This is a genomic window from Phocaeicola faecium, assembly GCF_014837055.1.
GTDB classification, from domain to species: Bacteria; Bacteroidota; Bacteroidia; order Bacteroidales; family Bacteroidaceae; genus Phocaeicola; species Phocaeicola gallinarum.
The window spans coordinates 428,448-451,446 of sequence record NZ_JACSPQ010000001.1; the positions used below are offsets into that span (position 1 = coordinate 428,448).

A 22,999-nucleotide genomic window follows, 5' to 3' on the forward strand; every position below is an offset into this window, starting at 1 on the left:
GTGCGGCGGCTTTAGAAACTGTTTTGAAGTTCTCCCAAAAAACTTTTCTTAGTTCAGATTGGGCAGGGTTTTAGGATAAAATGAGTTGCTGGTGGTAGCTTCAAATATCCGACCGCCTCCGTAGCGGGTAGTGTTATCGCCGTTGTTGGTAAACCCGACATAATGATCGTAAGTACCAGCACCGGGGAAAGGTATGCCGCTATGATTTACGTATGCGTTGACTTCCCAGTCGGGGCGAACCAGCACAGCAGCTAATGTTTGAGGCTCCCAGCGCTTTTTGCCTACCTTATCGTAATAAAAGTTGAGTCCGATGGCAGTGTTGGCTCCGCCCAACGTACAGAACTCACATTCCAACTGGTCGGTGGCGGGGTTGTAAGTCATCGCGTTGCTTTGAGCCACGTATGACACAGGGTTATACGACTTGTAAACAGTAGACAGCAAGTGAGTCTGGTTGGTCAGCAAAATTTCCACTTTCTTGTAATCGAAATCGGCTTTGTCGATACCCAAAAACTCAGAAGCCTTGTAAAGATGAATCTTATACTTAGAGGCAGCGCGGCGGATGCGTATCAGTTCGTTGTTGCTGCCGTTATTCTGCGTATAGCTGTATTGCACCATATACGTGTCGTAAGGTACGGGTTTCATATACGTACCGTTATCGCTTGCCTGATATTCATTGGCATATAATACGCGCCCTTCGGGGCCATCGTTGCCTATGATGCTGCTCAGGTTGACCGAATCCGGACGGAACAGGAACGTATTCACCTTGAATTGTTTCTCTACATCGGCTTCCGACTTGTTGAATACAAACGAAGGATAATCGGAGAGGCTGGAAGAGAGGGGTTCGTTCGTGCCTGTCCCCGCCGGGAACCGTGCAGAAAGTTCGAATTTCCGGTCTTGGAGCTTATAAAACTCGATAAGGAAATAATGTTGTTCCGTCCATTTCAGTTGGTTAAACGGACTGGTGGGACGATTCAGCTCCACGGCGTTCAGCTCGTTGTAAAAATAGCTCATATATAGATACTTGTTCAACTTCAGCTTGATGTACTGCGTCAGGGCAGCTCCCTTCTGGTCGAAAGCGATAAACGAAACCCCTCCCTCAAACTGGGCGCGGTCTAAGTCCATCAGTTGCGGCGAAGTGATATGAATGATGCGCTTGGCAGGGTCGGTGGGGCTGATATCTGCCGTGGCACTCCATCCTGCGGGCAGCATCGCTTCGATGCGTGCCACATTGTCAGAGCAAGTGTAGGGAACATCGATGGTGAGTCCTTCGCGTGTGAACAAGATGAGTGAATCCAGCCCGTTACGGTCTTTCATGGCAAGTTTGCCCGGATTCAGTTTAAACTGGATGCCCAGCAGCGGAATCTGATAAGATGTTCCATCGTGAAGGGTGATGGTGATTGACGTACCGTCGTTTGCCTTTGTCACGTTTTCGATGATAGGCTCTACTACCGGCGTATCTCCCTTGTCACCTTTCGGTCCGGTAGCTTTCACCTTCTGTTCGTTCACCAGCAAGAATGAATAATTCTCATCGCCGGGATACTTGATAGTCCAGTAATAATTTTCGTCGGCAGGGTTATCCGGGTCTTTAGCCGCATTGATGAGCGGTGTCTTTCCGTCGTCGGGGATAGCCTTGCTCGTACTTTTCGTACCGTCGATTACCCAAAAGCCATCGTTACTGATAGTGATAACAGGCGTATGTCCGTCGGCACCGTCATTGCCCTGACCGGGGTCTCCCTTATCCCCCTTCGGTCCGGTAGCAGGCACTCCGGTCGATACCCCGTTGATAACCCAATATCCTCCTACTATTTCCACGGTAGGTGTCGTTCCGTTGGTTCCGTTTGTTCCATCTTTCCCGTCAGCTCCGTCTTTTCCGTCTTTACCATCGGTACCTACTGCTTTCCAAGCCGTTTTCTCTCCGTTTATTACCCAGAAACCGTCATTGCTGATGGTTACTGTGGGTGTTTTTCCGTCGGCTCCGTTTTTTCCGTTATGCCCGTATGGGATGAAGAACGTCCGGTCGTCTAGCGTAATGTCTACTCCCAGCGTATCCGTCTTGCCGTCTTTTTCCTCTACCCGGTATTGAAATCCGGTAACGGTAGGTTTGTTTGCCAAAATATTATAAAGGTTACGCAGCTCCACGATTTCGTTGTTGATGCGTAGAATCTCAGCATTGATACCCGTGAGTTCTGCCGTCAGCTGATACTGTCGGCTGTACAGGGTACTGATGTCTTCGCGGTAACAGGCAGTAACCAGCATAAGCAGTGCCAGCAGGTTTCCTGCGATGTGTATCGTTGTTTTTCGTTTCATATTGTTCGTATGTCTTTATTTAATAAACTGTTCTTCTGTAAATATCCGCCGGAATCGTTTCAGCGGTTTTCTAATTTGTCCAAATTGCTTGCAGCCGAAGCATCTCCTTTTTCGGCAGCCATGCGGAAGTAACGCACAGCCGAAGCACGGTCGCTGTTCAGCGCTGCACATACTCCCAAAAGATTCCAAGCACGATTATCGTCGGCAAGTGTCGACAGATACCGCGAAGCAGTGGCAGCATCACCGTTGTGCAGAGCGATGGAAGCCATGTAAAGACGGGGCATGGGCGCTTCGGGATAGAATTTGAAAGCGATGCCCGAACATTCGTTAAACGCTTCGGAGTACATCGGATAGCGGTTGGCTACGGCTATCATTTCTTCTGCACTGAGCTTGTCGGGGCGCGTATGAATAAGTTGTGTGGCGCGTTCGATTGAGAACGGAGCAATGGTATAATGGAAAGTATATTCATTGCGCCGCAACAGCGGGTAGAGGTCGTTCAACATATCCTTGTAACCGGCTAACCGTGCGAGTTTTCTTTGGCGCGTGGTTACATCGGTGTCGGTACTGAGCACTTCCAGTGCGCGGTCGCGGTCAGGATGATTCCAAGTCTGTAACAAACGTTCCAGTCCGTCCCAGTCTTCAGCATGACCAGCCGTTTTTATTTGGTTTTCCGGATAATTGAAACTGCTTGCAATGTACGATGAAATGGCTTGCGCACGGTTTTGGCTGAGTAAGATATTAAAATCGTGCGGCCCTTCGGGTGAGGCATATCCGTCAATGGAAATTGAGGTGATGGAAATATCTTCATCGTCTGCCAGTTCGCGGAACGCCGTAGTAATTTTCCCCAGTTCATTGAGATTGTCTCCGAGTTCGGGGCGGATATCCCACTTCGATACCGGGAAATGAAGACGCGCCTGACGGCTGATGTTGCGTTCTTTCCGTACACTCAAATCCGGTGTCAGGTAATCGAAAGCGAAGTTTCCGCCGGCAAAAGGATTAAACGCTTCTATTGCGGGATGTACCGGCATTGCGTCCGGTAAGGGTTCGATGCAATGACGTTGCGGTGTGTTCCGCCGGAACTTCCAGAGAAACGATATTCCGTTTTGCCAAATAAAGTCATCGTGACTGCGGCGTATGGTGCGCACTCCGTCAAAATTCCGTTTGCTTACCCATATCAGACCGCTACTAAGCTCCAATCCCAACTTTTGAGTCAGAGCAAAGTGAACAGCAATGTCGCCTCCCAAGCCTACAGACAGTGGACGCTGTTTAGGAGCAACCCGGCTCTTGTCTTCCAAAAGGTGAGCCTGCGCATTATATTTTTGTAAGTAAATACCCGGTTTCACCAGAAGAGATACGGGCTGTTCGCGTCCTTCAGGTATTCGGGTGAAAAGGCGGTTAAAGTTGAATACAGCCTGCAAGGAGGTTTCCCAGTAACGCGATTCGCTGTAAATCCGGGCGTACGGAACCGACTTGATGTAAATATTATTGCCCTGATTTTCCCAAATACCGGCATTGTCGGGAGCCGTCTGGTAATTATCTTCTCCACCCAATATGGTATAAGGATAATAGGTCATGGCATCTTCTGTCCCTAGTCTGAACTTTTCTGCCGAGCGGGGAGAGAATCCGCGCATACGTCCTACCGATACCCCCATCTCCAGTCCGAAAAGGGAGGAGAACCGATATCCACCTTTCAGCGATATCTTATTACCCCAAAAATCACGCTTGGCAGTCAGTGAGTTGACGTCTCCAAACATAAAAGGTACGGAATATCCCGTACCTATGTACCAATAGCCGACTCTGTCTTTTTTCATGCAGCAAGTAGGAGACGGTTTTACACAAAGGCTGTCGCGATGTACAGCCGCTACCGATACTCCGTGCGATGCTAAAAGCAGGAGGCTACCCAATAGTAATTTTCTTTCGATTTCTTTCTTCTTCTTATTCATAAACTGTAAATAATAATTTTCTTTGTCATTGATCATCGCGGATAGGGCGTATGGAGAAAGCCCCGTAACGATCTACCGGACGGCTGATCCATATACTGATTTCTGTGGCTCTGAAAGAGTAACCGTTTGCATAACCACTGGGCGCAGCCCCATATACCTGAATATCTTTTCCGATGCGGTTCGGTTTTCCCGGGCTGTCGGTGTTGTAACGAGATCCGGTGGCAGGAAAGAATATCGTTTCTCCGGTTTTGTTCAGGCCGCAGTAAAAATTCCATCCGTATGTAAACGAACCTGCGACATTCATATCCTTTATGTCTTTCTCTTCTTGAGTGGGGCCGGTGATTGAAAATCCGGTAAATTCCCAACCTCTGGGGAGCTTGAAGCCGGCGGGACATGGATCGTAGATACTTTTGGTAGGTGTCTCATCGTCAAGATAAGCCGTGTTATTGTCAGCATCCCAAAGGTTTAGGTATTTGTTATCCATGGCTGTGTTTTTGTTTAATGTTTGCGGATTCATGATACCCCACGTAATGCAGGCGTTACCTTCATCAGCTAAATACGTAGCCGGATTATTGTTTGATACTTGTCCGCTGTCATCGTACCAGTATTTCGTGGCGAGCGTACCGATGTCGCCGGGATAGAACGGGTCTTTGCGCCCCCATTGGTAGTAGGGGTTATTACCGTTATAATCCAGTTCCAGACCTTCTTGCGTGATGGTAAACGTGCTCACCTTTTCGTTCGCCGTGATGCGCACTTGGCATTCTCTGCTTGCAAAGCTGACATGCTCTCCGTCGCACCATCCCAAATTGACAGTCATCATCTGGCTATCCATTCCATAAGAACTCATTACTCTTTTCGTTTGCGAAACATCGGTATCCGTTACCCAGATGTGCCAGCTCCACATAATCTTTCCATTGGCATCATAAACAGCGATTAACGCATTGCCTTGCTGAATGCTGGCGGCGTTGACAGTAAAGCGGATGGCATGTTGGTCGTCATACAGGCTGACATTTGAGAGGAGTCCCGGAGCATCCTGCCACAATAGTTTACATGATTGAGGCTGGCAGCCCGTATGTTCGTAAATACGCGGCGACAGGATGGGATTGCCCAAATGATTGATGAAGTTTTTCAATATGTAAATATCGTCATAGTCATAGAAGTAAGCCGACTTGTTGTCGTTTCCGTTTTTTATGGCATTGCCGTAAACCAACGGGAAATAATACTCTCCCGGACTGTTGATAACGTAGCAGTTGGCTGTGTTCTGTATCGTTGCGGCGCCGCTGCTGTTGGCAAGGTTGTAAGGCATACTTTGGGTACCTTTTGCCGTCCGCTGTCTTAATGCTTCGGTATGTGCGCTCCGGCTGACTCCCTGCTGCGATGCCACCGTAGCCGTGTAAGACACTGCGTTTACGCTTCCCGCTCCCGAAGTACCGGATGAGAAAGCCGTCAACCAGTCAGGCTTCGTCGTGCTCCAGTTTTTCCCGTCGGCGGAAAATTCGGCAGTCCAGCTTACCGGTTGTTCAACTTTGGAATTTTTCTTGTAACTGGTTATGCTGTAATTAGAACTTCCTCCTTGAATATTATAAGTAGTGGGCGGAATAACGGTCAGCGTATATTCCCAGTTAATCGAGGTGGTTGATATCTTGTAAGTTACCGTTTTCCCCATCGGCCATGATGTGTGCGCAAGGCTGGCTGTCAGCGTATGTTCCGATGTACCGTCGTTGAATACCACCTCTATTTCGGCATTCTCCGGAAGGGCTTGCGGAATCATCATAAAAGTTTGGGCGGGAGTGGTTATCCCCTCATTCTCAGTTCCTGAAACACTCTTGTTTAGCTCTTGCGTGAAAGTCGCCGGATTTTCTATTCCGCTCCACTCCGCATCCTGCATGTTATATACTCCCGAAGAAAAAACATTCTTCAAAGTCACGCTTTTCACCGTGCCTTGCTTTATATCGTTTCCGCATACAAACTTGATGGCTGTTAGGGTATGGTGGAAGGTAAGGCTCATCACCGTATTGGAGCCGCCGCTTACTTCCGGAGATGCAGCCACAATCAAGTCTTTTTGGTCGCCCACCTCTTGTGGAACCGTACAGGTAATCGTAGGAGTACCCGAAGTCTGGTCTGACAACCGGTAAGCGTTTTCGCTCATGGGGGCATAAGCAAAAAATCTCATTTTATAAGCCTTTCCGGGCCAGTAATAAGTAGAAGAAGACATCCATAAGTTGCCCGACTTTCTTACCGGAACATTGTACATGTAATTCGGACGTTGTGTTTCGTCCCAAGTGTCGGTGTAGGCATAAGCAGACACACCGAATGTATCGTACATGTTGTCTTCGTTTATCGGGTTGGAGCGGGTAACACACTTCTCGTTGCTGGATGTACATATACTATCTGTATAAACCGTATGAAGGTAAATATTACCGAGATTTGTCTTCAGTGCGACAGAGGTGTCTGCTGATTCTGTTGTACTTCTTGTATTCAAAGAAGTCCATGAATTTTGAATATCTGAAGCGAATAAAATACGTTCTGATTGGGTAAACCGGGTGGTTTCATCGGTACAGGATACCATAAAAAAAAGGCTTGCAAACGAGGCTACCGCAATGGATCGGCATATACAAATACTTCTATCATTCATTATTCTCTGTTTTTTTAAACAAAATTAGTTGTTTAGTTGCGATTCAGAAGAATTTATGAATGTACATATTCTGTGGTTAGAATATTGATTATCAGAAGTATGTTGTGTTATCGGATGTACATATTCATCCCTCTTTCCCTGTTGTTATCCGAAATTGGTCGGGAAAGCAGGGTACATCCGTTAAAAAACATTATAAACAGGTATGGTCTGTGGTGTGGAGAGCTATGTTATAGATTCGGTTCGTTACTTGGAAATAAAATTATTTAGGGACTGTCGTTAAATTCCGTCATTATGAGTCAATCGGCAGACTGTCCCGGTAATTTTTCCGATCGAACTCATCTTTTTATATTATCGGCTCCGTTTCGGAGCCCCTTTTTTCATTTTTGGACTTAACTGGAGCCAATACTCCAGTGAAAGGGCCATTTCTCACTCACCTCGAACATCAGGCAGCCTGAGCAATTTCGTTGACTTCCCGCCGGACGAGCTGTACTGCATTCGCCGTGTGGATGCCAAAGAAGATGTACAGGATTTCGGTCAACTTCGTCCTTGCCTTGATGCGTTTCAGGCCATAGTGTTCCTTCTGCGTTCCGAACGAGCCTTCCATCCTCGTTGCCCTCACCCTCGCCAGCTCGTTGCGGATGATGTCGTTCTCTTTCTTTTCCAAGGACGGCCACGCTTGACGAATGACGTCTGTATTCCTCTATCCTTGCAGTACCCCCTGTTGGCGCTGCCGGCATAGCCTGCATCTCCTCCGACCTTCTTCGCGTCCACACCGAAGAGCTTTCGGTGCATCTTCAGGCAGTGCGGAAGCCTGGTTCCCTCGTTGAAGGCATTGAATGACAGCTTCTCGATGAATGAGAGTCCGTCAACCTGGATGTTGTTGCACTTCGCACCAAACTCTACGCTCTTCACTTCCTTGCCTCTCACGATCGGCCTCACATACGGCTTGCTGATGCTCACTATCCTGTCCTTGACACTCTCGCGAGGATTGTTGTTCTCGAAGTGGGCCTTCTGCTGGCGGTACACTCTTGTGATGATTTCAATATCGCTCTTCTGTCTGGCTGTCAGCAATTTCTCCGCGCCTGCATTCTCTCTCTCCAGTGTGCGGGTCTCCTTCAGTATCTTCCCCAAAAGGTTGAGCAGGCGTCTGGTCAGTTTCCTGGTCTGGACTTTCGTATGCTTGCGCCGCTTCCTGTACGACAGGTTGGCCTTCTCTACGTCTACGTACTTCGTCCTCGGACGGTGCGCATTCAGCTTGGCACTCAGAGTGCACATTATCTCATATGACTTCTCTATTCCTTCCCACAGAAGCTTCGCATCCGTAGGATAGCGCATCTCGCTCTCGTAGCAGGTCGCATCCGTATACATCGTGTCCAGGTCCTTCATGTACGGTTTCCAGGCTCTTGCCAGTATCTCCTGCTGCTGTTGGATCTTCAGCCCGCGGGCCAGCTCCGAAAACACGTCGTCCAGAAGTTTGTAGTTCGTCAGAGGATGCATCGGGTCTATTCTCACATCGCAGAAGAGCTGATAGTGGACGTTGCCGTTAAGATGCTCCATCAACCTCGGGCTGCTCAGACCTGTGTACATCTTCAGGAACATCAGCGCAACCTTGCCCTCCGGGGTGAAGTATGTTTTTCGCCCTTTCTTCGCTCTCATGCTCTTGCTTATCAGTCCAAAGTTCTCTGCCATCTCACGTAGCGGCAGCCTCTTCCTGATTTTTCCCAGCTCGCTAGTCGCGAATGTCTGCCTATACAATTCATAAAAATCGAACTCCGTGAAAGGGAGATCGGGTGATATTTCAGAGAAATTTTGTACCTTAGCCATGCAGATTAATTTTTGCGATACCTCCAAATTCGGCTTTTCCAGGGCGGTTGGGGGTATTCTTTTTATCTTTAGCTAAGATACAAATTTTATATTACATTGGCAATCAATTCGTTATAAAGTTTTATTCTTTTTACGACAGTCCCTATTTAGTAACGCAAATCAGAGTCGGACACCCGACTCTGATTCTTATCATTAACTTTCTATTATATAACCGGTTAAACCATTCCGGCTCTGTGGATAAGCAAGAAGAAATTCCCTGTCGTTATGTCTCTCAAAACGCAACCGTTAGTGTTGGTCATCCTTTGCGGAAGAGTTGCCCGGTTCTACCCATAGCGTTCACCTGTTCTATGGGTAGCGTTTTTCAAACTCCCCGGGGTATCTGAAACAGTTAAAACGAGCGTATTTTACCTATAAAGTTTCTTGTTTTAATTGTTCTACAAAGTGGTCGATGCGATGTAACTCTGTTGGGATATCAATGCGCTGCGGACAATGCGGGCTGCACTGGTTACAGCCGATGCAGTGACTTGCCTGACGCAACTTGGGTACACTCCGGTCGTAGCCAATCAGGTAGGCGCGGCGGGCGCGGCGATAATCCGCATCTTGCGAACTTTCAGGAATGTTTCCTTCATTCAGACATTTATTATAATGTAACAGAATGGCTGGAATGTCAATCCCGTACGGGCAGGGCATACAATATTTACAGTCGTTACAAGGGATGGTGTCAAACTGCATCATCCGGTCGGCAGCCTGCTGCAAGAAAGCGAACTCTTCTTCACTCAATGGCTGTAAGGGAGAATACGTGTGCAGGTTATCTTGCAGATGTTCCATGCGAGTCATTCCGCTTAACACCGTCAGCACATCGGGTTGGCTTCCGGCAAAACGGAACGCCCACGAAGCAACACTCGCCTCCGGTTCGCGCTGCTTTAGCATGGCCACGATGGAATCGGGCACGTTCGACAGGCGTCCGCCCAACAGCGGTTCCATAATAACGGCAGGAATGTTTCGTTTAGCCAGTTCGTTATACAGGTATTCGGCATCCGTGTTGCGCGGATTGATCTGTTTGGCATATTTCCAATCAAGGTAATTTAGCTGTATCTGTACAAAGTTCCACTGATATTTGTCATGTTCCGCCAACAGCCGGTCGAACACCTTTACGTCGCCGTGATACGAGAACCCCAAGTTGCGGATGCGTCCTGCCTCCCGTTCGGCAAGCAGGAAATCCAGCATACCGTTATTAACGTAGCGCGCTTCGTATTCCTCCATGCCGTTTCCCATCCCGATGCCGTGAAGCAGCAGGTAATCGATGTAATCCGTTCGAAGCTCTTTCAGCGAGTTATGATACATTGCGATGGCATTTTCGCGCTTCCACGTGTCGGGAGCAAAGTTCGACAGCTTGGTGGCGATGAAATACGAGTTACGCGGATGGCGGCTTAGAGCAACTCCCGTAGCATGTTCCGATTTTCCGCGACAGTAAGCGGGTGATGTGTCGAAATAATTTACTCCATGTTCGATGGCATAATCCACCATCCGGTTAACCATCTCTTGGTCTATCTCTTCGTTCCCTTCGCGTGCGCTTCGTCCGCCTACCGAAGGCAGTCTCATCATTCCAAATCCCAATAACGATACCTTGTCGCCCGTAGAGGGATTGGTGCGGTAGGTCATTTCTCCCTTTAGGCTGTCAGAGTTTGCAGAGGATGATGTACTGTTTCCACAGGCAGCTAATCCGGCAGTTGCCCCCGCCATTCCCATAGCCTTCAGGAAATCGCGGCGGGAAATGTTATTTTGTTTATTCATAAAAGTCTGTTTTATCTGATTCAGGAAAATCGTTTGAGCTTTATATCACCCTGTGCATCTCGTGACCTTCTACATAGATAGCGCTGAAAGGACGTGCCGGACAGAGGTTTTCGCAAGCGCCGCAACCGATACACCGTTCTGTATTTACGACAGGAATCTTCGGCGAATCTTCTTGTTGCGGGTCGGAAGGTACCATTTGTATGGCTCCCGCCGGGCAATGACGGGCACAGTTGCCACATTCCACACCATCGGTAAGGGGTATGCAATTCTTTTTTATCCATACGGCGTGACCTATTTGTGTGGCACTCTTGTCTGCTGCAGTTATCGGGTGTATGGCTCCGGCGGGACAAACATCGCCGCACTTCGTACACTCCGGTCGGCAATAGCCTCGCTCGTAAGACATTTCAGGTTGCATCAGTTTCATCAGGTCGGTTGACGGACGAAGCACTTCATTCGGACACACCGATACACAAAGCTGGCAGGCGGTGCAGTGACGGGTGAAATCACGTGCGCTCAACGCCCCCGGAGGCAGGATAGGAGTGGCTCGTTTCGGAATTTTTTTATCTTCAATGGCAGCCAATCCACCATCTACCTTTTTCTCTTGCGCTTTCAGCGTCGTAGCAGTTGCCAAGATTGCTGTAGCGGTCAGGAACGAACGGCGTGCCTCATTGATTTGTTCTTTGTCCACGCTTCTGGTTTGTTCTGCATTCTTGGTCTGGATTTCCTGTTTAAACCACCGGTAACTTATAGCCCCGTGCTTACAGGTATCAAGGCAATCCATACATGCCACACAGCGACTATAATCTACCGTATGACGTTTGCCGTCGATACATGCCGCTTTACACTTGCGTGAACACAGTCCGCAGGCGTTACATTTTTCCGTATCGATTGATATGCGGAACAGGGCAAAACGTGACAGAAATCCGAGTACAGTACCCACCGGACAAATGGTATTGCAGTATGTACGTCCGTTCCGCCATGCCAGTACGACGATTGCAATGAAAGTAACCACGGCGATAACAAACGTAGGCAGGCTTTTCATCCATACAGATGTTTCATAAAAGGCATAACTCTCTGCACGTTCGGCAAAGTAAGCAAACACGTTATTCCCCCATTGATATATCGGTGCGAAAAGATTGTTTGCGATGCGTCCGTATGAACTATACGGTGCAAGCAAGGCTACGAATGAGCCTATTCCCGCAATTACAGCGATAACAAAAAGCGTCAGTACCGTGTAGCGCAAAATGTTTTTGGCAGGCGAGTAAGAGAAGCGGTATTTCTTTTTCTTTCTTTGTCCACTTAGCCACGATATCGCATCCTGAAATACCCCCATCGGGCAAATAACGGAACAATATACACGTCCGAATACGAGCGTAAGCAGGATGAGCAACACGATGATACCCACATTCAAGGCAAGTACCGCGGGCAGGAATTGTATTTTAGCCATCCATCCGAACCATGCGTGTATCGTTCCGGTAAAATCGAGGAACAACAGCGTGATGATTGCAAAAAACACAACGGCAAGTGTCAGTCTTATTTTACGTAACATAGCGTTTAATCGTATTAGTTATAATGTTGGTTTGTTATACGAAAAGAGCGTGCCTTGCTGTGAGACACGCTTATCCGGGCGAAACAATTTATTTGTTTTTGCCGTACTGTACGAGCCATTTTACCGTTTGGGGGTCGTAGTGGGAGAAGAACAGACTGTGACCGAGGTCGAGACCGAGGATGGTCTGCATGTCTTCATCGCTCAGCGTAAAGTCGAACACATCAATATTCTGAATCATGCGTTCTTTTTTCACTGACTTAGGAATAACCACCACACCGCGCTGGATAAGGTAACGCAACGCCACTTGAGGCAGACTCTTTCCGTACTTGGCTCCGATGGCTATTAGCGTATCGTTTCCGAAAAAGTTGTTTCTTCCTTCGGCGAATGGCCCCCACGACATAATCTGAGTGCCATACTCCTGCATAATCTTCTGTGCTTCTATTTGCTGGTTGAATACGTGTGTCTCTACCTGATTGACCATCGGGGGGATTTCGCTGAACTCAGCAATGTCAATAAGCCGGTCAGGATAAAAGTTCGATACACCGATGGCGCGCAACTTGCCCGCACGGTAGGCTTCCTCCATTGCGCGGTACGTGCCGTAATAATCGCCGAAAGGCTGATGAATCAAGAGTAAGTCAATGTAATCGGTCTGCAACTTGCGCAATGACTCTTCGATAGAAGCCTTTGCCCGTTCATATCCCGCGTTCGAAATCCACACTTTGGTTACGATGAACAGTTCGTTACGCGGAACGCCGCATTTCTTTATGGCATTTCCCACGCCCTCTTCGTTGAAATATGCTTGTGCCGTATCTATCAACCGATAACCCACGCTGATGGCATCGCTTACGCATCGTTCACATTCTGAAGGTGAAACCTGATAAACTCCGTATCCCAATATCGGCATATCCACGCCATTGCTTAATTTTATTGTTTCCATATAGCTTGTTTTTTAGTGGTTTTTCTGATGCAACAAAGATACGGCACAAGTTTATCTCTGTTCCTATACAAATTACAGAAGAATATACCTTTTTTACTGATTAAAAGGCTGTGTGATACCGTGGAAAGTGTTGTAGTGTTTTCTTTTATGCTATTCCCAACAGTTCTATTTCGAATATGAGTGTAGAGCCTCCCGGTATTCCCGGTTGCGATATTTTTCCGTATCCCATTTCTGCCGGGATGTAAACTTCCCATTTGTCGCCCACACACATCTGTTGCATGGCAATAATCCATCCTTCGATGAGGTCGCAAAGACGAATGGCTAACGGAACTTCGCCGCGACTGCTGTCAAATTGTTTACCGTCAATCGTCCAGCCCGTGTAGTGAACGGTTACAATGCTGCGTGGCGAAGGGTGCTTGCCGTCGGCTTTTCCTTCCGAGAGCACTTTATAATATATACCTTTAGAGAGTGGTTTTACATCTTTTTCGCGAGATTTTTGTTGAAGCCATTCCTTGTTGGCTTGTGCGTATGCTTTCTTGTCCATTTTGTTAATATTCTTTTGCGTAAACAGGGATTAATACATTCTCGTCCGGCCAGTGTGGTAGGAAGAAAAGAGGCATTGGTTTGCCGCCGATGCCTGACCATTCGATGTGGCGAACTTCATCGAAATTCGGCGGACCGAAATCAAACGAACGTCCGTATAGCAGGACAGCTCTGCGCTTTTCGTCGATTAGCCACAGTCCGCCCCCGTAACAGCATTTCTCGCCAAAGCCTAAAAGGTCTTTATGCAGATAAACGTGTCCGAATTTTAATGTTCCGTTTTGATTAATGATAAATTTCTGGTACATATATTTATTTATGGTTTTTCAAAACAGTTTCTTATATTCTGAGCGATACGTCTTTTCCAAACGGAGCCAAAGAAAGCCTTGCCATTTTGAAATGCTGTTTGGCAAAAGGAATACCGATGAGGCTGATGAAAAGCAACACACCGAAGAATAGATGCATAAGCCATGCCCACAGTCCGCCGAAAATAATCCACAACAGGTTGAGCGGAATACGGATACATCCTGTGGGTGAATCCGTGTTTCTTACTTCAGCTCCGAAGGGCCACAGACAGAGCAGCCCTATTTTGAATGTTTGCAAGGCTATCGGTATGCCTATAATGGTACACGCCACTGCCAAGCTACCGGTGAAATATCCGATGGCGGCTTCCAATCCTCCGAACAGCCACCATAACAAATTGCCGATGATTCTCATTTTTTTATTCTTGTTCTGATTTTATTTGCCCTTAATGATAACAACTGCGAAAATACATGTTTTTCCGGAAGAAACCATCTTCTCCGGCGCATTATTATCCCCTGAAAAACGCTACCGTTAGCGTTAACTGTTTCTTGCGGATGTGTTGACCATTTCTTCCCATAGAAATCATCGGTTCTATGGGAAGCGTTTTAAAGCATTTGATATGAATTGTAAAATACTTAAAACGAGTTACTTATATTGTAATATAATACCTCTTCAAAATTCCTACAAAATCTTATCGTACTTTTGTGGCAATGAGATAATTTTGCATCGGTATACTAAGGAGATAATAGGTTATGTGGAAATATTATGCACTGTTGTCCGCCTTTTTTGCCGCACTGACTGCAATTTTTGCTAAAGTGGGCGTAAAAGACATTAATTCTGATTTGGCGACTGCTATTCGCACCACGGTGATTCTATTGTTGACGTGGGGCATCGTTTTGTTTGGTTCGCATCTCGGAGAGATAAAAGAAATTCCCCGCCACACGTGGCTGTTTCTTGTTCTGTCCGGTGTTGCAACGGGCTTGTCATGGCTGTTTTATTTCAAGGCTTTGCAGACGGGCGATGTGTCGCGTGTAGCCCCGATAGACAAGTTGAGTGTAGTAATAACTATCTGTCTTGCATTCTTGTTATTGAAAGAACCGGTCAGCATCCGGGTTGTGGCGGGTGCGTTGCTGATAACAGGTGGAAGCATCTTAATGTTACTGAAATGAAACTACTGATTATTGAAGACGAACGTGAACTGTCTGCCAACATCGTGACTTATTTAAGTTCCTGTTTACACGCACACATCAAAAACCTGAAAGCTAAGTTGGCGGAAGCGGGCGTGCGCGACTGTGTAAAGAATGTATATGGAACCGGATACAAGTGGGTAGAGCTATGAAAAGAAGAAGTCTGTCGCAGATGATGCTGATGCAGTTCGCCGGATGTATGGCTGTATTGTTGTTGCTTGCCACCCCGCTTTTTTATTTCCTTACAAAGCATTATTACGCCGAAGATATGATAGACATCATCGAGGCAGTGGGTCAGGGACAACCTATTCCCGCCCTCGATTTGGAACAAGACATCATGCAAGGTGTGATGTTACAGTTTGGTATCATCGCATTGATACTGGCTGTTGCCGTCCGGTTTATTTCCCGTCGGTTATGGAAACCTTTTGATGAAACCCTGCACCGGGTGGAGGGCTTTCGTTTGGAGAACGGCATATTGCCCGTTCTGCCAGCGAGTGCGGTGTCTGAGTTTACCCGTCTGAACACCACCTTGCAGACACTGATGCAGAATAATCTGACCAGCTACCGTATGCAAAAAGAATTTACAGAAAATGCTTCACATGAGTTTACAGACTCCGCTTGCTGTTTTTCAAAGCAAACTCGACTTGCTGCTTCAGCAACCTGACTTGACTGAACGGCAGGCGGAGTTGATACAAGGGCTGTATGAAACTTCGAATCGCCTTGCCCGCCTGAACCGTAATTTGCTTTTGCTTGCAAAAATAGACAATCATCAATACGGGCAGATGGAAGAGATAAATCTCGCCGCTTTTCTCCACGAATTATTGCCTTCACTTGAATGTTTGGCGGGAGACATTGTTCTTCATAAAGAGTTTCATGGCTCGCCCGTACTCCACGCAAACCGTACGCTGTTGGAAAGTTTGATGAATAACCTGATAGTAAACGCGGTCCGCCATAATCGTCCGGGCGGAGAAATCACCCTTGCAATAGTTGGCAAGCAATTTGTAATATCAAATACTTCCGATGAACTGCCATTAGACGGTACACTGATATTCAACCGTTTTTATCGGCCGTCGGAGAAAACGAAAGGAAACGGGCTGGGGCTTGCTATTGTAAAAGCTGTTTGCGCATATCATGGCTGGACGGTAAGTTATCAGCATAAGCACGGCGAGCATTGTTTCATCGTCGATTTCTGAACTCTTGTCAAACAGATTCTTGGGCTTTATTCTTCGTGCATCTTTTTTAACTTTCCCACAGCTTTTTCCAATGACTCTTCCGGTTTGATGATGTTATAATTACCCCAAAAGTCTTTATCGAAAAACAGAGTCACATCATCGGAAAGTATCTGGTCTTTGCCGAATGCTTCGCGAATAGGTATGTTGGTGGCAGACGGTTCAATATCGGTTACTACCATTTCCGATACAACAGCGTAAGAAGTGGCAAACAGCCTGCGTCGCCAGTCGCACTTGAACCGGATTTCGTTGCGTATGTAGTTCAGATAGGTTTTATTGCCGTGGTCGGTATAATCTACCAGATAAGTTACGTCTACCGGTTTGAAACGCAGCCCGAATGGTTTTCGGTGAAGAATGGCTTTTGTCGCTTTGTATCGGTCTTTCATGTCAAGATTGAACTCCGCGCGTGTAAATGAGAGCCGTTCTTTATCAATATACAGTTTTCCGTAATACAGTGCGTATGGCAGTTCGCGATTGGGTACGAAACTGATTACATACTGGGGACGTTCGTCAATGTATGTCATTTCTTCGATGTGGAAATCATAGAGCGGAAGCATTTCCCTGCTAAGCAGGAGGTCGGGATTCTTTACCACGTCCAAGTAAATGGCTGCGGTAGGGCCTCCCAACAGTTTTACAGCCAGCGTATCGCTTTGTTTCGGACTGAGTAACCGGCGTCCTTTAAGTATCTTTACGCGGTCTCGTCCGGCATTTTCCGTGTAAGGCGTTTTGTGCAGGTCTACAACGGCTTCGGCTATGTTGATGTAATGCCTGCGCTTACGTGCCGTTTCCCGGTAGAAGCCGGTCAACCGGTCGTTATTTCCGCTGTAATTATCCGGAATTTTTCTGATAGCTTCTTCTACCAGTTCGCGCGGATTACGTCCGCTGATTACTATTTCATCCAGCATCAGTGCAGAAGGGGTGAGCCATACGGTAGGCAGTTCTGCTTCTCCTTTCCTCAGACGGATGTGCTGGTTGTCATAACCCAGATGTGACACTTCGATGGCGATGTTATCTACAGGCTCTTTCACTTTAAAGGTAAACTCGCCGTCGGCATTGGTTACGGTAGATTCGGTACTTCCGGCTATGGAGACGTTGGCATACGATAAGGCTTTTTTGTCCGACTTGTCTTTTACTATCCCGTTGATGGTAACATATTTGCTTTCATCCGTAGGAGGTTCAATCGCCTTTGTCGGAGTCAGATAAAGCAGAAACAGGCAGAAGAGAATGTATTGATTCGTTTTCATGATGCTTTAGTTTAAGAAACTGTTTTTTCTCATCATACAAGCGAAAATGATTCAAAGACTTATTCCGAATCATCGCGCGACAAATTCAAAACAGTTTCTGAGTTTTACAGATTGTTTTGTTTCAGTTGTTCTACAAAGTGGTCAATGCGCTGCATTTCTTTGGGGATGTCAATGCCTTGCGGACAATGCGGATTACATTGCGCACAGCCAATGCAGTGGCTGGCTTGGCGCAGGCGGGGCACGCTGCGGTCGTAACCGATGAGGAATGCACGCCTCGCTTCTTGATAGTTGTCATCCTGACGACTTTTGGGCATGTGTCCTTCGTTGATACATTTATTATAATGGAGCAGCACGCTGGGTATGTCCAATCCGTACGGACACGGCATACAGTAGTTGCAGTCGTTGCAAGGAATGGTTTGATACTGCGCCATAAGGTCGGCTGTTTCTTGCAGGAAGCGGAACTCTTCATCGGTGAGAGGCTGCAAAGGCGAATACGTACGCAGGTTGTCTTGCAGATGCTCCATGTAGGTCATTCCGCTCAGTACCGTAAGTACATCAGGGAAACTGCCCGAAAAGCGGAACGCCCACGAAGCCACGCTATGCTCCGGCTCGCGCTGTTTCAGTTTGGTTACGATATGGTCGTGTACTTTCGACAGGCGTCCCCCTAACAGCGGCTCCATGATAACGGCTGGTATGTTGCGTTTCGCCAATTCGCCGTACAGATATTCGGCATTGACGTTCATCCCCGAAGCGTGCCGCCAGTCGAGGTAATTGAGCTGGATTTGAACGAAGTCCCACGGGATGCCGGATTCCTGCAACATGTAGTCGAATACCTTCACATCGCCGTGAAACGAGAAACCCAATTTGCGGATGCGCCCCGCCTCTTTCTCTTTGAGTATGAAGTCGGCAATGCCACAGTCGTACAGTCTGCCGCGCATTTCTTCCATCCCTGCGCCCGTACCCAAAATGTGGAACAGGTAATAGTCGAAGTAATCCGTCCGCAAGCTTTTGAACGAGTTGCGGTACATTTCTACCGAAGCGTCGTACAGCTCTTTTCCTCGAAGCCCTGCCCCGTAAAGGCGATGGTTCGACATCTTCGTGGCGATGTAATACGAGTTGCGCGGATGGCGGCTGAGAGCGATTCCCGTAGCCTCTTCCGACAGCCCTTGACAGTAAGGCGGCGCGGTATCGAAATAGTTGACACCATGCGCCAGTGCATAATCCACCAGTCGGTTTATCTCTTCTTGGTCTACCACCTGTCCCTTGCCGTCCGGCGAATCTTTCATGGGCCAGCGCATACAGCCGTATCCCAACAATGACACACGGTCGCCCGTCAGGGTGCGGTAGGTCATGGCATCGGTAGGCACCTCGGTGTTTGTCGCCGCAGATGAGTCTGTGCGCTTGTTTCCGCAGGCTGCCAATCCGGTGGTAACGGCGCCTGCCGCGCCCGCAATCTTAAAGAAGTCACGGCGGGAAATCTTTTTCTTATCTTCGTTGTTCATTTTGTCCGTTGTTTTGTAATTTATATACTTTCAATGCCAGTTTGAGGTAGTTCTGAGGCTTATTTTCAGGCTCGAAAACGCTACCCATAGGACCGATGGATTCTATGGGTAGCGTTAAGAGGTCTAAGCGGTAGAAATACCCAACGCAAGCGGTTGCGTTTTTCAGCCCATTTTGAAGGGTGAATTTTTATGTCAAATCCGCTTTGTGGAAGCAGTATCTCAGCCATACAATCCCGTCTTGAACCGTTTCTGCCGACAGCAGTTCGAGGCTCTGTCCGCGAGCGGGCAAATGTTCTTTCCCGATGTATTCGAACACCGAGGGCGACGCTGCCGACCCGTCGATGCCCGGATATACCACAAGGCTCAGTTCGTCTATCAGTCCGGCATGTAAGAAAGCCCCGTTGATGATGCCTCCACCTTGCAGCGAAAGCGACTCCACACCAAACACCTCCGCCAACGTCTGCATCGCTGCGCGCAGGTCATCACCTTTTGCTCCGGCAAAGAGGTAAGAAATGTCTTTCTTCTGAAGATAGTCCAGATAATCGGCAGGTGCCGTTTCGGGCAGGATGGTCACGATGCAGTCGCCCCGCACGGTGGAAGATTCGTAAAGAATGTCGGCATCGGGGTCGATAACCGCAAAAAGGCGGTCGGACGTATGGCTGGCGATGTAAGGCTTCGGGTGAGAGAGCGGGGTAGTGTCTCGCAGGTGAAATTGCTTGGGGAAGAAGCCTTCACACAAGGTATTTTTTCCGAACATCCAAGCATCGGTATTCAGTTTGCGGCCGATGGAGGCATACACCCCCATCAGTTCGCTTTTGCTTTGTCCGTTGAAAGGGTCTGTCCAGCGGTCGGTCAGCAGCCTGCCGTCAACGGACGACATGATATGGCAGATGATTTTAGGTAACATAATGCTTCCTATTTTTACATAAGTTTACGTGTACAAAAATAGTGCGCATCAAAGAGAAAAACCATACATAAATTACTGATAATAGGACCCATTTTACTGATAAGCCTCATCGGGAGCGGCTTTTAGCGGTCGGACTCTCCGCGATACGCTTTGGGCGGTATGCCTGCCAGCCTTACATTCCTTCCCTCAACACTTCATACAGTTCGTCTCTCGTAAACTGTTTGCAGCATCCCGGCATGAGGAAACAAGTATCGGCAGCGGCGCGCAGTACGGTTTCGTCCGTGATGCCCATTTCGCTCCAGCGGGTAGGCAGACCGATTTCGCGGATAAAGCCTGCGAGCGCCTCTACGCCGAGCGATGCAGTTTGTTCTGTGGTATCTCCTTTTACCTTCCATACTTCTTGAGCCATGCGCGCCAGTTTTTCTTTCCCTTCGCTCAAAAGGTGGCGGTAGAGTATGGGGTGGATAACGGCAAGCCCCTGTCCGTGATTGCAATCGGTGTAAGCTCCTACGGCATGTTCTAACATGTGGCATTGGAAGTCTGTCTGTTTGCCTAACTTCAGCAAACCGTTTTCTGCCATTGCCGATGCCCACATCAGTTCGCCACGGGCAAGGTCGTCATCGGGATTGGCTATCAAGGCACGCAGGTTCTTGATGACACTCCGCATGACTGACTCGTTGATTTCATCGGAAAGGTTCGTTGCCTGCGGACGTCCCATGTAGGTCTCCATGCAGTGGCTCAGGGTGTCGAATGCGCCGCTGATGACCTGCTTCATCGGAAGCGTGCGGGTCAGGTCGCTGTCAAGCACGGCAAACGTATGGTAAGCCCCCAACAGCGGTTGCTTCAGTTTCTTTTCTTCGTGAGTGATAACCGCACCGTTGTTCTGCTCGGCTCCCGTTCCCGATGCTGTTACCACGGCTCCCATCGGCACGAACTCCGTAGGATATTGATGCTTGGCATACTGCATCTCCCAAATATCTTCATCCAGTTTTGCCTGTGCCGATACGATTTTGCAGCAGTCGATGACCGACCCTCCACCCACTGCGAGGATGAAGTCGATGCCCTGCTCACGAACCATCTTTGCGCCTTCCTGCACCTTTGCATAAGTAGGGTTGGGCATGATGCCGCCGAAGTCAGTCACCGTCTTGCCGCACTCGTGTAGCCAACCGACGATTTTGTCATACATTCCCGTGCGTTTCAGTGAGCCGCCCCCGTAGGCAAGTAGTACATTATTACCTGCAATACGGTTCATTTCTTCTTTGATGGCGCTCTCGGCGCACCCTTTGCCAAAATGTTGGCGCACGGGGTATTGGTAAGTAAATCTATCCATAGTTGTATCTTTATAGTTAAATGGTTATCTGTTTTTATTACAAAGTTACGGCAGATGAGGCGGTCTGCTCCTATACAAATTACAGATTGATATACCTATATTAACGATACAAAAAATCCCCGTCACGCTAAACCGTGGCGGGGAACCTCTCTCTTATCCGCAGACCGTGGGATTATTCGATAATCCCGATCTCACGCAACCAGCTGCGTATGCCGTCTGCCGATTCGGCAACACTGTTTCTTGGTATGCTGTAACCGTTTACCATTGTGGCTTGTGGTTCCATCTCTGCTATATCGTCTACTGTACCCGACCATCCGCTGCCGCCATGCGATGAAAACGGGATGATGGTTTTACCCGTAAAATCGTAAGCATCGAAGAACGAATACATTGCCATCGGCATCTGATACCACCAGATAGGATAGCCCACGAAGATTACATCGTAATCGTCAAAGTTCTCTATGTTTGTGGCGAGGGCGGGGTGTGTACCGTTCAGCCGTTCTTCATTGGCTTGGTCTGCCAGAGCTGCGTATTCTTCCGGATAAGGCGTTGCCGTCTGGATGCGTACCCTGTCGCCGCCCGTTGCTTCGCCTATCACGGTAGCCATGTATTCTACGCTGCCGCAAAGGTCGCCGTTCACAATAAGCCGACTGGCAGACGAAGCGGCATCCACACCGTTGTCGGGCAGCGGTTCTGAAAAGTAAGCTATCAGGATGCGGTGGTTTGTTCCGGGAACCACATCCTCGGTGGGAGTGTTAATGGTATTGTTCTCATCGTCGCCGCAAGGCGTCAAAGAAAGCGACGCACACAGTAGCGCGAGCGGAAGTATATAGGTTTTCATCTCTCCGTCCTCCCTTATTTGATTACTTTGATTTCCTTCAACCATTCGGTTATACCGTCCGTGTTGCGGTCTACTGCGCCGAATCCTTTCAGATGGTTGGCGTCAGGCGTCAGTTCTGCGATGCGTGCCAGCGTCTCGTCGCGGTAAGTAGAAGCATACGTGCAGAACGGGACTACGGTTTTTCCCTTGAAGTCGTAGCTCTCGGCAAAGGTATTGATAATCATCGGAGCCGTCCACCACCATACGGGGCAACCGATGAACACCGTGTCGTAGCTGTCCCAGTCTGTTACCTTATTCTTGATAGCAGGACGGTCATTCCGCTCTTTTTCAGCCTTTGCCACCTCCGTACACGGTGTGTATTCCGTGGGATAAGGCTTTACGGGTTCGATGCGGAAAAGCGTTCCGCCTGTTTGTTCGGCGATGTATTTCGCCACGTGTTCCATATTGCCGCTCCAACTGAAATAAGCGATGAGGATACGGTTTGCTTTTTCATTGTTTTGTGCGTAACAACTTATCCCGAAAGCCGTCAGCACAGTCAGTAAAAATAATTTAAGTTTCATCATTTTATGTATTTAAGTGTAATCTGTAAATTCAGACTTGGTTCGCGTTATTGTTTCTGATACAAAGTTACGCCGGAAACATCTGTCTGTCCATACACAAATTACAGATTAGTACACCAATATCAACGATATACGGCTCAATTACCCGATGAAAACAGGAAGCGAAATTCGCCGCCGTTATGTCCTGAAAAACGCTACCGTTAGCGTTACCCATTCCATGCGGATGTGTTGACCGTTTCTACCCATAGAAACCATCGGTTCTACCGTTAGTGTTTCCCCAAGCTCTGGGCAAAGCCGTAAAAAGGTTGCAGCAACTTTATTGTCGGATTGAATTATTTCAACAAAAAAGTCCAATCTGAAACGATAAAAA

Annotated in this window: 19 protein-coding genes and 1 pseudogene; 4 read left to right on the top strand and 16 right to left on the bottom strand. The window is 48.0% G+C overall.

Going from position 1 to position 22,999, the window contains the following annotated elements; all coding sequences use genetic code 11:
• Positions 1-48: 48 nt before the first annotated feature.
• The 10 genes and pseudogenes from H9626_RS01845 to H9626_RS01890 form a co-directional block, all read right to left on the bottom strand.
• Complete coding sequence (locus tag H9626_RS01845; protein WP_225230846.1) at positions 49-2,307, bottom strand: PL29 family lyase N-terminal domain-containing protein; 2,259 nt, start codon at positions 2,305-2,307, stop codon at positions 49-51.
• Between the two features lie 59 nt (positions 2,308-2,366).
• On the bottom strand, positions 2,367-4,250 hold the full coding sequence (locus H9626_RS01850) for an OmpA family protein (protein ID WP_191709365.1): 1,884 nt from the start codon (positions 4,248-4,250) through the stop codon (positions 2,367-2,369).
• Between the two features lie 25 nt (positions 4,251-4,275).
• Positions 4,276-6,732 carry a fimbrillin family protein gene (locus H9626_RS01855; protein ID WP_191709366.1) on the bottom strand — a complete coding sequence of 819 codons (2,457 nt, stop codon included), beginning with the start codon at positions 6,730-6,732 and terminating at the stop codon, positions 4,276-4,278.
• Between the two features lie 595 nt (positions 6,733-7,327).
• Positions 7,328-8,709: pseudogene (locus H9626_RS01860) on the bottom strand (transposase).
• Positions 8,710-9,117: 408 nt separating this feature from the next.
• Positions 9,118-10,503, bottom strand: coding sequence for an aldo/keto reductase (locus H9626_RS01865; RefSeq protein ID WP_178255960.1), 1,386 nt, complete (start codon positions 10,501-10,503; stop codon positions 9,118-9,120).
• Between the two features lie 40 nt (positions 10,504-10,543).
• Positions 10,544-12,052 (bottom strand): 4Fe-4S binding protein, encoded by a 1,509-nt coding sequence (locus H9626_RS01870; RefSeq protein ID WP_191709367.1) that lies wholly within the window; start codon positions 12,050-12,052, stop codon positions 10,544-10,546.
• An 88-nt stretch (positions 12,053-12,140) separates the two neighbouring features.
• Positions 12,141-12,989: an aldo/keto reductase gene (locus H9626_RS01875; protein ID WP_191709368.1), complete on the bottom strand. Its 849-nt coding sequence runs from the start codon at positions 12,987-12,989 to the stop codon at positions 12,141-12,143.
• A gap of 145 nt (positions 12,990-13,134) precedes the next feature.
• The gene (gene bamJ / locus H9626_RS01880; RefSeq protein WP_178255957.1) at positions 13,135-13,533 is read right to left on the bottom strand and encodes a BamJ family beta-barrel-assembly machinery protein; all 399 of its coding nucleotides are present in this window, start codon (positions 13,531-13,533) and stop codon (positions 13,135-13,137) included.
• 4 nt (positions 13,534-13,537) lie between these two features.
• Entirely contained in the window at positions 13,538-13,837 is a 300-nt protein-coding gene (locus tag H9626_RS01885) for a hypothetical protein (RefSeq protein WP_191709369.1), read from the bottom strand.
• 31 nt (positions 13,838-13,868) lie between these two features.
• Positions 13,869-14,246 carry a YccF domain-containing protein gene (locus H9626_RS01890; RefSeq protein WP_191709370.1) on the bottom strand — a complete coding sequence of 126 codons (378 nt, stop codon included), beginning with the start codon at positions 14,244-14,246 and terminating at the stop codon, positions 13,869-13,871.
• 338 nt (positions 14,247-14,584) lie between these two features.
• On the opposite strand from H9626_RS01890, the gene H9626_RS01895 reads away from it, so the two are divergent.
• The 4 genes from H9626_RS01895 to H9626_RS14850 are packed head-to-tail and all read left to right on the top strand — an operon-like array spanning position 14,585 to position 16,212.
• Complete coding sequence (locus H9626_RS01895; protein WP_191709371.1) at positions 14,585-15,001, top strand: EamA family transporter; 417 nt, start codon at positions 14,585-14,587, stop codon at positions 14,999-15,001.
• A complete protein-coding gene (locus H9626_RS14840; protein ID WP_225230847.1) occupies positions 14,998-15,171 on the top strand; it encodes a helix-turn-helix domain-containing protein in 174 nt (57 codons plus the stop codon). The genes H9626_RS01895 and H9626_RS14840 overlap by 4 nt, the downstream gene beginning before the upstream one ends.
• The gene (locus H9626_RS14845) at positions 15,168-15,683 is read left to right on the top strand and encodes a sensor histidine kinase family protein (protein WP_225230848.1); all 516 of its coding nucleotides are present in this window, start codon (positions 15,168-15,170) and stop codon (positions 15,681-15,683) included. Before H9626_RS14840 ends, H9626_RS14845 begins: the two co-directional genes overlap by 4 nt.
• Positions 15,619-16,212: a sensor histidine kinase gene (locus H9626_RS14850; protein WP_225230849.1), complete on the top strand. Its 594-nt coding sequence runs from the start codon at positions 15,619-15,621 to the stop codon at positions 16,210-16,212. Before H9626_RS14845 ends, H9626_RS14850 begins: the two co-directional genes overlap by 65 nt.
• Before the next feature lie 26 nt (positions 16,213-16,238).
• On the opposite strand, the gene H9626_RS01910 is transcribed toward H9626_RS14850, so the two are convergent.
• From H9626_RS01910 to H9626_RS01935, 6 genes are all read right to left on the bottom strand, one after another.
• Complete coding sequence (locus H9626_RS01910; protein ID WP_191709372.1) at positions 16,239-17,492, bottom strand: carboxypeptidase-like regulatory domain-containing protein; 1,254 nt, start codon at positions 17,490-17,492, stop codon at positions 16,239-16,241.
• Positions 17,493-17,596: 104 nt separating this feature from the next.
• On the bottom strand, positions 17,597-18,994 hold the full coding sequence (locus tag H9626_RS01915; protein WP_191709373.1) for an aldo/keto reductase: 1,398 nt from the start codon (positions 18,992-18,994) through the stop codon (positions 17,597-17,599).
• A gap of 187 nt (positions 18,995-19,181) precedes the next feature.
• Positions 19,182-19,901 carry a dihydrofolate reductase family protein gene (locus H9626_RS01920; RefSeq protein ID WP_191709374.1) on the bottom strand — a complete coding sequence of 240 codons (720 nt, stop codon included), beginning with the start codon at positions 19,899-19,901 and terminating at the stop codon, positions 19,182-19,184.
• Between the two features lie 172 nt (positions 19,902-20,073).
• Positions 20,074-21,231 carry an iron-containing alcohol dehydrogenase gene (locus H9626_RS01925; protein WP_191709375.1) on the bottom strand — a complete coding sequence of 386 codons (1,158 nt, stop codon included), beginning with the start codon at positions 21,229-21,231 and terminating at the stop codon, positions 20,074-20,076.
• 172 nt (positions 21,232-21,403) lie between these two features.
• Positions 21,404-22,069, bottom strand: a complete 666-nt coding sequence (locus tag H9626_RS01930) for a flavodoxin (RefSeq protein ID WP_191709376.1) — start codon at positions 22,067-22,069, stop codon at positions 21,404-21,406.
• A gap of 14 nt (positions 22,070-22,083) precedes the next feature.
• The gene (locus H9626_RS01935; RefSeq protein ID WP_191709377.1) at positions 22,084-22,632 is read right to left on the bottom strand and encodes a flavodoxin; all 549 of its coding nucleotides are present in this window, start codon (positions 22,630-22,632) and stop codon (positions 22,084-22,086) included.
• Positions 22,633-22,999: the final 367 nt, after the last annotated feature.